A 13174-nucleotide genomic window follows, 5' to 3' on the forward strand; every position below is an offset into this window, starting at 1 on the left:
CCCTTACCAGTCCAGGGCCTCGCCCACGGCCAGACGGAAGCGATACCCGTCCTCCAGGAGGGAGGGCAGAATGCGCTCCAGCACCTGGGCCGAGCGGGCGTCGTCGTCCAGGGTAATGTAGGCCAGGGAGCGCTTGGCGTCCACGCTGCGGAGCACGTATGAGGCGCAGTAGGAGATGGAGGCGGACTCGGGCAGGGAGACGTTGCCCCGCCATGCCGACCAGCCGTCCGACTCCAGAACGGCAATGGTGTCGCTGTCCTCATTCTCCACCAGCATGGTGTGGGTGTTCATGTGGGCGGCCAGCTCCAGAAGCCGGTTTCCCTCGGAGAGCAACTCGACTGCGTCAGAGGCAGGGCCGCCCGCCACCGACAGGCCTAAGGCGTGTCCCGCGCCCACCATCCGGCGGATGAGGGCGGCGTTATCCCCGATGGCGTCCGGCGGCAGGAAAAAGAGGGCCGACAGGTTATACTGGGCCAGGGTGTCCAGAATGCCGGTCAGTCCTGTCCCGTCGGTGTGGCGGAAGGCCAGCGCCACTGTCACATGCTGCTTGTCGTCATTGCCTGTGCTGGAGGGCGACGGGGCGGGAGAGGCCGGTTGAGAGGGCGATGGGGAGGGGGAGACCGAGTGGGAGGGCGACGGGGAGGGGTTCAGGCTCTCCTGGGCCCGCCAGTATTTCTTGTAGGCGTCGGCAATGGAGGTGGACAGCGCGGAGTCCATAAAGTCCCGATCGGAGAGCACCGCGCTGGCGGTGGTGAGACGTATGACCTGGCCGTAAATGGTGGCCTCCTGGTAGGACTGGATGCCGAAATAGGAGCACACACTGGGCATGGAGACATAGATCATGCTGCCCCGGACAATGGCGCGCGTGTAGCCCGTGCTGCCGTCCCGATCCTCGCAGGTGCCGGCGTTCAGGTCGTACTTGAGCAGGGACTGCTTGGTATAGAGCGTGAGCACATTGTCACGCAGGGAGTACTTGACCCCCAGGTCCACATCCACCACATTGGGGTCAAAGACCGTGTAGGGGAGGTAGTAGGTGCCGCCGACCTGGATGGGCATGTTGGTGGAGCTGATGGGGGTGATGACCTGGTCGTTGAGGGCCAGAATATTGATCCTGCCCTCAGCCGCCTGGGCGCCGGACAGGGTGATCCCCAGCACAATGGCGGCGGCGCACACCAGAGACAGCAGGCATTTTTTCCAGTTCATATTCAGCACACCTCCCGAAAAACGGATGTGAAATAAGCCAATACACAGCTATTATAGCACAGCTGCGCACAGCGGGTAAAGTGGAAAGACCCGGGCCGCTCTTGCGCCGGTTTGACGGGCATAGTATAATAACAAAATATAACTCGCCCCGGAGCGGCGGAGCGCCGAAGCCGGAAAATCATGTGAAAAGAGGCCCATCTATGGATTATGCAAAAGAGTCCCTGCGTCTGCACTACCAGTGGAAAGGCAAGCTGAGCGTGACGCCCAAGGTGGCGGTGGACAGCCGGGAGGCGCTCTCCCTGGCCTATACCCCCGGCGTGGCCGCCCCCTGCATGGAGATCCACAAGGACCCGGAGAAGAGCTTTGAGCTCACCGGCCGGTGGAATACCGTCACAGTTGTTACGGACGGCACCGCCGTGCTGGGCCTGGGCGACATCGGCCCCGAGGCCGGGATGCCCGTTATGGAGGGCAAGTGCCTCCTCCTCAAGGCCTTCGGCAATGTGGACGCCATTCCCCTGTGCATCCGCAGCAAGGACGTGGACGACATTGTCAACACCATCCGCCTCCTGGCCGGCTCCTTCGGCGGTGTCAACCTGGAGGATATCTCCGCCCCCCGGTGCTTTGAGATTGAGAAGCGGCTGAAGGAGTGCTGCGACATTCCCATCTTCCACGATGACCAGCACGGTACCGCCATCGTGGTGGCGGCCGCCCTCACCAACGCCCTCAAGCTCACCGGCAAGAAAATTGAGGATATCCGCGCCGTGTTCTCCGGCGCTGGCGCGGCGGGCACCGCTGTGTTCAAACTGCTGTGGAAGATGGGCCTGCGCCACGCCGTTCTCTGCGACATACGCGGCGTGGTCTATCCCGGCCGGCCCGACCTGGCGAGCGACCCTTGGCTCTCCGAGCTGGCTGAGCTGAGCCGGCCCACCGTCCGGGGCGGTCTGGCTGAGGCCCTGGTGGGCGCCGACCTGTTTGTGGGCGTGTCGGCCCCCAACCTGGTTACCGGAGAAATGGTCCGCTCCATGGCCAAGGACCCCATCCTCTTCGCCATGGCCAACCCGGTGCCTGAGATTATGCCAGACGCGGCTTTGGAGGCCGGCGCCGCCGTGGTGGGCACCGGCCGGAGCGATTTTCCCAACCAGATCAACAACATGATGGCCTTCCCCGGCGTGTTCCGGGGCGCCCTGGACGTGCGGGCCAAGGATATCAACGACGAGATGAAGCTGGCCGCTGCCCGGGCTCTGGCCGACCTGGTGGGGGACGACCTGGCTCCCGACCACATTGTACCCGAGGGCTTTGACCCCAGAATCACCCCAGCCGTGGCCCGGGCCGTGGCGCAGGCCGCCCGGGATACCGGCGTGGCCCGGCTGTGAGAGGCGGCATTTTAATTCAGTTTTAAGGATTGGTAAATGGTCTCCGCCCCCTTGCGGGGGTATACTGTTCCCAGATAACAGGAAATGGGGGAGCGTCCATGGCAGTGACAATGGAACAGGTGGAGCGCCTTCGGGAGAAGTCAGGGGCCACCTATGAGGAGTGCCGGGACGCCCTGGAGCGGACAGACGGCAACCTGCTGGATGCCATCATCCTGCTGGAGCGGGCGGGGCACAGCCGCACAGCCGGGGCCACCTTTACCACGAAGCCGGGAGAGAAGGCCGCAGAGGCCGCCCGGCTGGTGCTCAGCCCGGAGAGCGGACAGCAGGGCGGAAAAAAGCGCAGCGACTGGCGGGACGGCGCCGCCGAAGTGTGGGAGGCGGGCAAGAACCTGCTCCGCCACGCCGTGGAGAACCAGTTCGAGGTGTGGCGCCGGGGAGAGATGATGACCTCTATGCCGGTGCTCATCCTGGCGATGCTGATCATTATGGTGTTTTGGATCTCTGTGCCCCTGCTGATCATCGGATTGTTCCTGGGCTGCCGGTACCGCTTCGCCGGGCCGGACCTGGGCAGGGACGATGTCAACGGCGTGATGGACAACGTGTCCGATACGGTGGACGGCATGGTGCGGGAGATGCACCGGGAGTTTACCGGCGAGAAGAAGAAAACGCCCCCTTCCGGCGCCGATGAGGAGACCTGGGAGGAGAAAAAGGAGAGACAGCGCAAAAAGGCCCAGGCTGCCGGAGAGAAGGCGGCCCGGGCAGCGGAGCGGGCCGCCCAGGCGGCGGAACGGGCTGTAAAAAAGGCGGCGGAGGCCGCCCAGCGGGGCGAAGTGGCCGACAAGGCCATGGACGCCATGGACAAGGCCCTGGGGGCTGTGGACAGAAAGCTGGAGGAGCTGGACCGCTGGCTCTCCGGCGGCGGAAAGAAGTAAGGGCGGCAGAAAGGGCCGCCCGTTGGGAGGAAAAGGGGTATGGCGGATAGAATTCTGCTGGTGGAGGACGAAGAGAAGCTGGCCCGGGTGGTGGAGCTGGAGCTGCGCTACGAGGGCTACGAGGTGGAAAAGGCTTTTGACGGCCGGGAGGGCCTGGAAAAGGCCCTGTCCGGCCACTTCGACCTGATTTTGCTGGACATTATGCTGCCGTCCATGTCCGGCATGGAGGTGCTCCGCCGCCTGCGGCGGGAGAGTCAGGTGCCCGTCATCATGGTCACTGCACGGGACGCGGTGGTGGACAAGGTGTCCGGGCTGGACTCGGGGGCGGACGACTATATTACCAAACCCTTTGAGATTGAGGAGCTGCTGGCCCGCATCCGGGCCGCCCTGCGCAAGCGGCCCGCCCGGCAGGAGGGGACCGTGCTTACCGCCGGGCCCCTGACCATGGACCCGGAGCGCCACGAGGTCACCGTCAGAGGCACTCCGGTGGAGCTGACCCGCCGGGAGTTCGACCTGCTGCGCTACCTGCTGGAGAACAAGGAGAAGGTTATCTCCCGGGAATCCCTGCTGGACAACGTGTGGGGCTTTGACTTTGTGGGAGAGACCAACGCGGTTGACGTGTACATCCGGTTCCTTCGGTCCAAAATCGACGAGGCCTTCGGCATCAAGCTCATCCACACCGTCCGTGGCGTGGGCTATGTGATCCGGGAGGAGAACGAGTAAGGGACGGCAACGGCTCGCAGGTCGGACAAAACGGCCGGCGCGAAATGGGGAATGCGGTATGGCGCGAAAACAAGTCAATAGGACGGCGGGAGAGGTAAAGTCCTCCATTGTCCTGCGGCTCAACACCAAGCTCTTCTTCCGCCTGCTGGGCATCTACGTGGGCATGAATCTGATCATCTCCCTTCTGTTCTGCGGAGGCATGTTTGTCTGGGCGGAGCAGCAGGCCGCCGACATCAACGGCCTGGTGGAGGAGCGGGGAGTGCCCACGGCGGAGGCTACCGAGTGGATGAACGCGGGCAACTATATTGTCACTGCGGGCAGCACCGCCGGAGCGGGCTTCCGCCTGCCGGAGTGGCTGCCTGCCCCGGACGATACCGCTCAGGGCGTGCGGTACTTTAACCCAGGCAACATAAACTTTTTCTTTCTGCTCAATTTCCACACCGGCGGCTCCACCAGCTATACGGTAGCCATGCCGGGAGATGAGCCCTACACCATCACCCTGGATCTCCAGAGCCCTATGACCTTTTTCTCCGTGGCATCCCGGGTGCTGCTGGTGTTCCAGCTGCTGAGCCTCATCTCAAATCTGTTCAAAAACGCCGGGACCATCAAAAAGACCCTGCGGCCCATTCAGGACCTGGCCGCCGCAGCCGCCCGGCTCAACACCGTCTCCGGCATGTCCCCCGAGGAGCTTCAGGCCCTGGCGGGCAAGCTGGACCAGATTAACGCCACCCACCTGGACACCCGAATCTCGGTGACGGGGCAGCAGAAGGAGCTCAAGACCCTGGCCGAGGCCATCAACGCCATGCTGGACCGGATCAACGAGGCCTACCGCTCCCAGATGCGCTTTGTCTCCGACGCCAGCCATGAGCTGCGCACTCCCATCGCGGTCATCCAGGGCTATGCCAATATGCTCAACCGCTGGGGCAAGGACGACCCCGCCACCCGCCAGGAGGCCATCGACGCCATTGCCGCCGAGGCCGCCTCCATGAAGGAACTGGTGGAGCAGCTGCTCTTCCTGGCCCGGGGGGACAACGAGTCCATGCACGTGGAGTTTGAGAACTTCGACCTGACCGCTGTGGCCGCCGAGGTGCTGCGGGAGACCGAGATGATCGACCAGACCCATCAGTTCTCCGCCCGGTGGGAGGAGTCCGTGACCATCCACGCCGACGTGGGCCTCATCAAACAGGCCATGCGCATCCTGGTGGACAATTCCATCAAATACACCCCCGCCGGCGGCAAGATCCGCCTGGGGGTGGAGAAGCGGAACGGCACCGCCCGGCTCACTGTCCAGGACGAGGGGCAGGGCATCGACGCGGCCAGCCTGCCCCATATCTTCGAGCGCTTCTACCGCACGGACCAGTCCCGAGCCCGCCAGACCGGCGGCACCGGCCTGGGCCTGGCCATCGCCAAGTGGATCGTGGACCGCCACGGAGGCTGGTTCGAGGTGACCAGCCGGGAGGGGATCGGCACCCGCATGACCGTGGTGCTTCCCCTGGCCCCGCCCACCCAGCAGGCCGCCCCGGACCAGCCGGAAGAGGAGAAGAAGCTGGCCTAAAAAAACAAAAGCAGCCCGGCAGACCATTTGGTCCGCCGGGCTGCTCTGCTGTGTGTCAGTTTTCAGTGGAGAGGGATTTGGGGCCGAAGCCATAGGGCAGCAGGTCCTTCAGAGGAAGGGTGACAAATTCATGGTCCCCGCGGGCCACCAGCACCGTCAGGTCGGGGGCAAACTCGTAGAGCATCTGCCGGCAGGCGCCGCAGGGCCAGCAGTAGTCCGCTGAATTGCCCACCACGGCGATGCGCTTCCAGTCATCCCGATGGCCCTCGCTCACCGCCTTCACAACGGCGGTGCGCTCAGCACAGATGGTGGAGCCGTAGGCCGCATTTTCCACGTTGCAGCCGGTAAAGACTGTGCCGCCGGCGCACTCCAGCGCCGCGCCCACAGGGAAGCCCGAATAGGGCACGTAGGAGCGCTCCAGCATGGTAAAGGCCAGTTCTACCAGTTCTCGATCGGTCATAGGGCATGCCTCCTTTGGGACATTGTATCCTATGGGGCGGGGAAAGTCAACCGGGGCATGGGGGCATAAAATTTACAAATTACCATACCAAACAACAGGGAAATGTGATATGATACTCTCTGAGTACGCAGCATGGGCCGGGGGACACATCTCTGGCCCCAAACCCCGCCATAATCTGCCCCCGGAGGGTCTTGAGATGAAGAAAATATGCCTTCTGTTTGTGACCGCAGCGCTGCTGCTGGGCACCCTCACCGGCTGCTTCCGCACAGTGGACGAGCTGTTCACCCTGCCCAAGCTGCCCGAGGAGTATCAGAATTTGCAGGAGAAAATTGAAGAGGTCACCACCGGCACCGGCGCCGAGTACGCCGCCCCCATCATGGGGGCCAACAACCAGCCCGTTCAGCTCCAGGACCTGGACGGGGACGGCAAGATGGAGGCGCTGGCCTTTTTCCGGGTCAGCACCGCCAACGACGACAAGCCCCTGAAGATCTATATCTTCCGCCTCACTGACGACGGCTATGAGCTGGGCACCGTCATCGAGGGCGAGGGCTCTGCCATCAACTCCATCAGCTATGAGGATCTGAGCGGTTCCCCCGGAAAGGAGCTGGTAGTGAGCTGGCTGGTCAGCGGCAACGCCTATGTCCTGTCGGTTTATTCCATCGAGCGCTACCAGGCCACTGAGATGCTCCGCACCGGGTATACCAGCTTTGAGCTTCAGGACCTGGACATGGACAACCAGAAGGAGATCGCTGTGGTACGCCTGGATACCATTGAGGGCAAGAGCCGTGTGGAGTTCTATGACGCGGAAGAGAACGGCCTGGTGCTCCGGTCCAGCCCCATGCTGTCCCAGGGGGTCACCGGCATTGTGACTGACGGCGTCCAGACCGGCTACCTCCGGGGAGACGCAGAGGGCAACACCACTGCCCCGGGCTTGTTTATCACCTCCTATCAGGGGGAGGGCGTGGTTACGGACATCTTTGCCTGGCGGGACGGCAATCTGGAGAACATCACCCTGGAGAGCAGCGAGGCGGGCAGCGGCGTGGGTGTGAGCAACTCCACCCGCCGCGCCAAGGACGACGCCATGCCAACCGACATCAATGACGACAATTTCCTGGAGATCCCCATGCCCGTGCCCCTCATCTCCAGCGGCGGGGCCACCACAGCAGAGACCCTGTACACCTGGGTCCAGTACGATCTGAACGGGACGGGCACGCCGGTTTTCACCACCTACCACAACTTTGACGACGGCTGGTACTTCATCCTCCCTGACTGGTGGGAGAACAAGATTACCGTCAGCCAGTACTCCACCATCGGTGAGAAGGCCACCGCCTTCTCCCTGTGGACCGGAGAGGAGCAGGACACGGAAACTTTCCTCACCATCTACAAGCTGACCGGGCCCAACCGGTACACCCGATCCCGCATGGGGGAGCGGTTTACCCTTGCCGCCGACGAGAACACCATCTACTCCGCCGAGCTCAAGACCGACGCATGGGACTGCGGACTGGATGAGACAGGCGTGCAGGAGCTGTTCAAGCAGAGCACCACGGACTGGTAATACGTGACAAAGAGGAGGCAGGAACATGAAAAAGGTACTTGTGCTGGAGGATGAATCCAACATCCGCAGCTTTGTGGTCATCAATCTCAAGCGGGCGGGCTATGAGGCCATTGAGGCTGAGACCGGCGAGGAGGCCCTGGCTCAGCTGCGCCGCAACCCGGACATCAAGGTGGCGCTGCTGGACATCATGCTGCCCGACATGGACGGCTTTGAGGTCTGCCGCCGCATCCGGGCCAGCGACAGCCAGATCGGCATCATTATGCTCACCGCCCGCACCCAGGAGATGGATAAGATTACCGGCCTGATGACCGGCGCCGACGACTATGTGACCAAGCCCTTCTCCCCGGCGGAGCTGACCGCCCGTATTGACGCCCTCTACCGCCGCACCGGCGGAGGAGAGAAGGAGAGCAGCGCGGAGATCTCCCAGCCCCCCTTTCTGCTTAACACCCGGAACCAGACCCTGGAGAAAAACGGCCAGCGGGTCAAGCTGACCCCTGTGGAGTACTCCATCATCAAGCTCTTCATGGAGAAGCCGGGACAGGCCCTCTCCCGGGAGGAGATTTTGGACACCGTCTGGGGCAGGGACTACTTCGGCGAGCTGAAGATTGTGGACGTGAACATCCGCCGCCTGCGCATTAAAATCGAGGACAACCCCCAGAAACCCGTCTATATCACCACCGTGTGGGGCTACGGATATAAATGGGGCTTCTGAGAGAGAAAATCCAGGGGGAACAGCCGCACATGAAAGCCAACAAATTCAAAGGCATCCGCAAACGATGGATGGTTAACTCCATCAGCGTGGTGCTGCTCATTGTCCTGCTGGCGGTGACCGCCTTCTCGGTGGCCCTGGCGGGGTACTACTACTCCAGCATGAGCTCCGAGCTCAAGGGCAAGGCGGAGAGCGCCGTCAGTCAGAGCACCGCCCGCACCGAGACCGAGTACCTCCAGTACGCCCAGGACTATGTGTCCAACCGGTTCTCCGACCAGGACGGCATTCAGGTCCAGTTCATCAACGCGGAGAGCGGCACCGTCCAGGTCTCCAGCTACGGCAATGACGACCGGTACGGCCTCACCGCCGGCACCAAGCCGGACACCCCCGATATCTCCGGCGCCATTGAGACGGTGGACACCGTCTCCTGGACGGGCAACGACCCCCAGACCGGCGAGCATATCATGGCGGTATCCAGCCCCCTGGTCATCAACGGGCAGGTGGTGGCAGTGGCCCGCATGGTCACATCCCTGCGGCTGGTGGACCGGCAGATCACCATGATTGTTATCATCGCCCTGCTCATCGGCGTCCTCATCCTGGCTCTGGTCTACTTCTCCAACCTGTACTTTGTCCGCTCCATTGTGGAGCCGGTGGCCAGCATCACGGAGACAGCCAAGCGCATCGCCGCAGGCAGCTACGGCATCCAGATTGAGAAAAAGTTCGACGACGAGATTGGCGACCTGACCGACACCATCAACGACATGTCCCTGAAAATCAAGCAGTCGGAAAAGCTCAAGAGCGAGTTCATCGCCTCGGTCTCCCACGAGCTGCGCACCCCCCTCACCGCCATCAACGGCTGGGCCGAAACCATTCAGAACGGCGAGGTGCGGGACGCCGAGGACGTGCGCAAGGGTATGAGCATCATTGTCTCCGAGGCCAGGCGGCTGACCAACATGGTGGAGGAGCTGCTGGAGTTCTCCCGCATTGAGGACGGCCGGTTTACTCTGTCCATCGAGCCGGTGGACATCAAGGCCGAGCTGGAGGACGCGGTGTACACCTACAAGGAGTTCTTCCGCAAGGAGGGGATTATCCTCAACTATGAGGACACCGAGGAGGAGTTCCCCACCATCGAGGCCGACCCGGAGCGGCTGCGGCAGGTGTTCTCCAACCTCTTTGACAACGCCGCCAAGCACGGCGGCAGCGGCAAGCGCATCGACACTGCCATCCACCGGGAGGAGGATCAGATTATCATCACCATCCGGGACTACGGCCCCGGCATTCCCGAGGAAGAGCTGCCCCACGTGAAGTACAAGTTCTACAAAGGCTCCTCCAAGGCCAGGGGCAGCGGCATCGGTCTGGCGGTGTGCGACGAGATTATTACCCGCCACAACGGCACCCTGGACATCGGCAATGCCGAGGGGGGCGGCTGCATTGTCACCATCCATCTGCCGATTGGAACATAAGTTCTAATTTTTCTTGCAATCAGGCCACCGGTCTGGTAAAATACAAAAGGCAACAAAAGGAGAAACACGACCCAATGTCAAACAGAGAGAAATCCTGCGCCACCCCCTTCAAGACCATGATCGGCGGTCAGGCGCTTATCGAGGGCATCATGATGATGGGCCCGGAGAAAAAGGCAATCGTGGTGCGCAAACCTGACGGCGAATTGGAGGAGAAGGTGGACGACCGGGTCCTTATTAAGGACAAATACCCGGTCCTGGGCCTGCCCTTTATCCGGGGTATCTTCAGCTTTGGATCCTCCATGGCCAATGGCGTAAAGGCCCTTATGTATTCCGCCTCCTTTTTCCCTGAGGATGAGGAGGAGCCGGAGGAGCCCTCTAAGTTCGAACTGTGGCTGGAAGAGCACCTGGGCAGCGAGAAGGCCGCCAGCTTCTTTGTCACCCTGGCGGTGATTCTGGGCGTATTCTTCTCCGTGGGCCTCTTCATCCTGCTGCCCACCGCCCTGGTGGGTGCTGCCGGCGCTCTGGCCGGCGGCATGCCCATGTGGCTGCGCAACCTGCTGGAGGGCGTGGTCCGGGTGGTCATCTTTATGGGCTATCTTATCCTCTGCTCCCGCATGAAGGACATCCACCGGGTGTTCTCCTACCACGGCGCCGAGCACAAGACCATCTTCTGCTATGAGAAGGGGCTGCCTTTGACGGTAGAGAACGTCCGGGCCCAGCCCCGGCACCACCCCCGCTGCGGCACCAGCTTCCTCTTTGTGGTCATTGTGGTGGCGATTCTGGTGTCCAGTGTGGTGTTCTCCTTCATCGAGGTGACCAATACCTTTGCCCGCATGGGCCTGCACCTGCTGATGCTGCCCATCGTGGTGGGGATTACCTATGAGATCAACCGCTGGGTGGGCGCCCACGACAATATTCTCTGCCGGGCCGTCCGTGCGCCGGGGCTTTGGATGCAGAACTTCACAACCTTTGAGCCGGACGACTCCATGATTGAAGTAGGCATCCGCTCTCTGACCCTGGTGTTGCCCAGCGAGAAGGGCAAGGATGCGTGGTAAAAGGAAGCGCTGAGCCGTCGTGAGCAGGGCGGATGGACCGGAGCGAGGGCGCGAAACCGAAGTGCCGCGAAGCGGACCTGTTTTAAGCCCGAGACGCAGGGAAGCCGCCCGTTGCATTAAGGGGTCCCCGGGAAAGCACAGAGCGCTTTTCCAGGGAGAGGACGAGCAGGGAAGGAAACGAACTTTGCCGCCTGCGGCAAAGTGAGCGATACGGAGCCTGCGAGGACGATACAGCGTGACAAAGAAAAGAGAGAAAACGCAGACAGGTGTGTGAGTGTGTGTGGCAACGACCTATAACAATCTCTATCTGGACGCCCGGCAGAGACTGAAGGCGGCCGGTGTGGAGGCGGCCCAGCTGGAGGCCAGAGAGCTGGTTTGCTTTGCGGCGGGCAAGAGCAGAGAGCAGTTTTTTCGGGATATGCCCCTCTATGCCTCCGACGAGGTGGAGGCCAAGGTGGCGGAGCTGATGGCCCGACGGCTGGCAGGGGAGCCGGTGGCCTACCTCATCGGCGAGTGGGAGTTCTACGGCCTGCCCCTGGACATCTCCCGGGACGTGCTCATTCCCAGGGCGGACACCGAGGTGCTGGCCGAGCAGGCCATCCTGGCCGCCCGGGCCGCTGGGGAAGGAGCCAGAGTGCTGGACCTGTGCGCCGGCAGCGGCTGCGTGGGCCTGGCGGTGGCCGCCAATGCGCCTCTGTGCCGGGTGGTGCTGGCCGATGTGTCGGAAGAGGCCCTGAAAATCTGCCGTCAGAACATCCGGCGCAACGATCTGAACGCCCGGGTGACCTGCGTTCAGGCCGACGCACGGCAGGCGCCGTCCGCCAAGCTGTGGGATTTTGACGTCATTGCCTGCAACCCGCCCTATATCCCCACTGGGGACATCGGCGGCCTGGATGTCTCCGTCCGGGACTACGAGCCCCACCTGGCTCTGGACGGCGGCAGCGACGGCCTGGACTTCTACCGGGACATTGCGGAGAAGTGGAGGACTGCCCTGCGTTTAGGGGGAGTGCTCCTCTTTGAGGTGGGCATCGGCCAGGCCTCCGATGTGGAGCAGATTCTCTCCCGCTGCGGCTATGAGGATATTGAGACCTTCCAGGACACCGGCGGCATCTGGCGCGTGGTGAAGGGAACGGCCAATCAATAAGAATACCGGGGCGGAGGGCCGCCCGCTGAAAGGATGATATACAACATGGCAGATAAGAAGAAAGCGGCTGTGGAGAGCGCGGCGCCTGCCGCTGACAAGAAAAAAGCGCTGGAGACCGCCATGGCCCAGATCGAGCGGGCCTACGGCAAGGGCTCCATTATGCGTCTGGGAGACAACGCCAGCATCGTGGTGGAGGCCATTCCCACCGGGTCCCTGTCCCTGGATCTGGCTCTGGGCATCGGCGGCCTGCCCAAGGGCCGCATCATTGAAATCTACGGGCCCGAGTCCTCCGGTAAGACCACGCTGGCTCTGCATGTGGCCGCCGAGGCCCAGAAGCGGGGCGGCGAGGTGGCCTTCATCGACGCCGAGCACGCCCTGGACCCCACCTACGCCCGTGCCCTGGGGGTGGACATCGACTCCATGCTTATCTCCCAGCCCGACACCGGCGAGCAGGGCCTGGAGATCTGCGAGGCACTGGTCCGCTCCGGCGCCATTGACGTGGTGGTGGTGGACTCGGTGGCCGCCCTTACCCCCCGGGCCGAGATTGAGGGCGACATGGGCGACTCCCATGTGGGCCTGCTGGCCCGGCTTATGAGCCAGGCCCTGCGGAAGCTGGCCGGCTCCATCGCCAAGACCAACTGCATCGTCATCTTTATCAACCAGCTGCGTGAGAAGGTGGGCGTGGTGTACGGCAACCCGGAGGTCACCACCGGCGGCCGGGCCCTGAAGTTCTACTCCTCCGTGCGTATCGACGTGCGCCGCACCGAGGCCCTCAAGAGCGGCAGCGAGGTCATCGGCAACCGTACCCGGGCCAAGGTGGTGAAGAACAAGGTGGCGCCCCCCTTCCGGGAGGCTGAGTTCGACATCATGTACGGCGAGGGTATCTCCAAGGTCGGCGAGCTCATCGACCTGGGCGTGAAGCTGGACCTGGTGCAGAAGAGCGGCTCCTGGTTCGCCATGGGCGATATGCGTCTGGGCCAGGGACGGGACGCGGCCGAGCAG

12 protein-coding genes are annotated in these 13174 nt (G+C 62.7%); 10 read left to right on the top strand and 2 right to left on the bottom strand.

Annotated features, from left to right (window positions below; translation table 11 throughout):
- Nucleotides 1-3 precede the first annotated feature (3 nt).
- A complete protein-coding gene (locus Q0K06_RS08500) occupies nucleotides 4-1203 on the bottom strand; it encodes a polysaccharide deacetylase family protein (RefSeq protein ID WP_294551133.1) in 1200 nt (399 codons plus the stop codon).
- 200 nt (nucleotides 1204-1403) lie between these two features.
- Between Q0K06_RS08500 and Q0K06_RS08505 the strand changes: the two genes are divergently transcribed.
- The 4 genes from Q0K06_RS08505 (at nucleotide 1404) to Q0K06_RS08520 (ending at nucleotide 5786) form a co-directional block, all read left to right on the top strand.
- Nucleotides 1404-2576: an NADP-dependent malic enzyme gene (locus Q0K06_RS08505; protein WP_294551136.1), complete on the top strand. Its 1173-nt coding sequence runs from the start codon at nucleotides 1404-1406 to the stop codon at nucleotides 2574-2576.
- Nucleotides 2577-2674: 98 nt separating this feature from the next.
- A complete protein-coding gene (locus tag Q0K06_RS08510; protein WP_294551139.1) occupies nucleotides 2675-3508 on the top strand; it encodes a hypothetical protein in 834 nt (277 codons plus the stop codon).
- A 39-nt stretch (nucleotides 3509-3547) separates the two neighbouring features.
- Entirely contained in the window at nucleotides 3548-4231 is a 684-nt protein-coding gene (locus tag Q0K06_RS08515) for a response regulator transcription factor (RefSeq protein ID WP_294551142.1), read from the top strand.
- A gap of 58 nt (nucleotides 4232-4289) precedes the next feature.
- Complete coding sequence (locus Q0K06_RS08520) at nucleotides 4290-5786, top strand: HAMP domain-containing sensor histidine kinase (RefSeq protein ID WP_294551146.1); 1497 nt, start codon at nucleotides 4290-4292, stop codon at nucleotides 5784-5786.
- A gap of 55 nt (nucleotides 5787-5841) precedes the next feature.
- Here Q0K06_RS08520 and cdd read toward each other — a convergent pair whose 3' ends face one another.
- On the bottom strand, nucleotides 5842-6246 hold the full coding sequence (gene cdd, locus Q0K06_RS08525; protein WP_294551148.1) for a cytidine deaminase: 405 nt from the start codon (nucleotides 6244-6246) through the stop codon (nucleotides 5842-5844).
- A 196-nt stretch (nucleotides 6247-6442) separates the two neighbouring features.
- On the opposite strand from cdd, the gene Q0K06_RS08530 reads away from it, so the two are divergent.
- From Q0K06_RS08530 to recA, 6 genes are all read left to right on the top strand, one after another.
- A complete protein-coding gene (locus Q0K06_RS08530; protein WP_294551151.1) occupies nucleotides 6443-7801 on the top strand; it encodes a hypothetical protein in 1359 nt (452 codons plus the stop codon).
- Between the two features lie 25 nt (nucleotides 7802-7826).
- Nucleotides 7827-8513 carry a response regulator transcription factor gene (locus tag Q0K06_RS08535; protein WP_294551154.1) on the top strand — a complete coding sequence of 229 codons (687 nt, stop codon included), beginning with the start codon at nucleotides 7827-7829 and terminating at the stop codon, nucleotides 8511-8513.
- A gap of 29 nt (nucleotides 8514-8542) precedes the next feature.
- Nucleotides 8543-9973, top strand: a complete 1431-nt coding sequence (locus Q0K06_RS08540) for a HAMP domain-containing sensor histidine kinase (protein ID WP_294551157.1) — start codon at nucleotides 8543-8545, stop codon at nucleotides 9971-9973.
- Between the two features lie 74 nt (nucleotides 9974-10047).
- Nucleotides 10048-11028: a DUF1385 domain-containing protein gene (locus Q0K06_RS08545; protein WP_294551160.1), complete on the top strand. Its 981-nt coding sequence runs from the start codon at nucleotides 10048-10050 to the stop codon at nucleotides 11026-11028.
- Between the two features lie 280 nt (nucleotides 11029-11308).
- The gene (gene prmC, locus Q0K06_RS08550; RefSeq protein WP_294551164.1) at nucleotides 11309-12172 is read left to right on the top strand and encodes a peptide chain release factor N(5)-glutamine methyltransferase; all 864 of its coding nucleotides are present in this window, start codon (nucleotides 11309-11311) and stop codon (nucleotides 12170-12172) included.
- Between the two features lie 45 nt (nucleotides 12173-12217).
- Nucleotides 12218-13174, top strand: a 957-nt coding sequence (gene recA, locus Q0K06_RS08555) for a recombinase RecA (RefSeq protein ID WP_294551167.1), incomplete at its 3' end; no start/stop codon positions are given.

The organism is uncultured Pseudoflavonifractor sp., assembly GCF_944387805.1.
Lineage (GTDB): Bacteria > Bacillota > Clostridia > Oscillospirales > Oscillospiraceae > Pseudoflavonifractor.

Coding starts and splice junctions, on each gene's coding strand:
- Q0K06_RS08500 (WP_294551133.1), bottom strand. CDS start 1,203: ATGAACTGGAAAAAATGCCTGCTGTCTCTGGTGTGCGCCGCCGCCATT.
- Q0K06_RS08505 (WP_294551136.1), top strand. CDS start 1,404: ATGGATTATGCAAAAGAGTCCCTGCGTCTGCACTACCAGTGGAAAGGC.
- Q0K06_RS08510 (WP_294551139.1), top strand. CDS start 2,675: ATGGCAGTGACAATGGAACAGGTGGAGCGCCTTCGGGAGAAGTCAGGG.
- Q0K06_RS08515 (WP_294551142.1), top strand. CDS start 3,548: ATGGCGGATAGAATTCTGCTGGTGGAGGACGAAGAGAAGCTGGCCCGG.
- Q0K06_RS08520 (WP_294551146.1), top strand. CDS start 4,290: ATGGCGCGAAAACAAGTCAATAGGACGGCGGGAGAGGTAAAGTCCTCC.
- cdd (WP_294551148.1), bottom strand. CDS start 6,246: ATGACCGATCGAGAACTGGTAGAACTGGCCTTTACCATGCTGGAGCGC.
- Q0K06_RS08530 (WP_294551151.1), top strand. CDS start 6,443: ATGAAGAAAATATGCCTTCTGTTTGTGACCGCAGCGCTGCTGCTGGGC.
- Q0K06_RS08535 (WP_294551154.1), top strand. CDS start 7,827: ATGAAAAAGGTACTTGTGCTGGAGGATGAATCCAACATCCGCAGCTTT.
- Q0K06_RS08540 (WP_294551157.1), top strand. CDS start 8,543: ATGAAAGCCAACAAATTCAAAGGCATCCGCAAACGATGGATGGTTAAC.
- Q0K06_RS08545 (WP_294551160.1), top strand. CDS start 10,048: ATGTCAAACAGAGAGAAATCCTGCGCCACCCCCTTCAAGACCATGATC.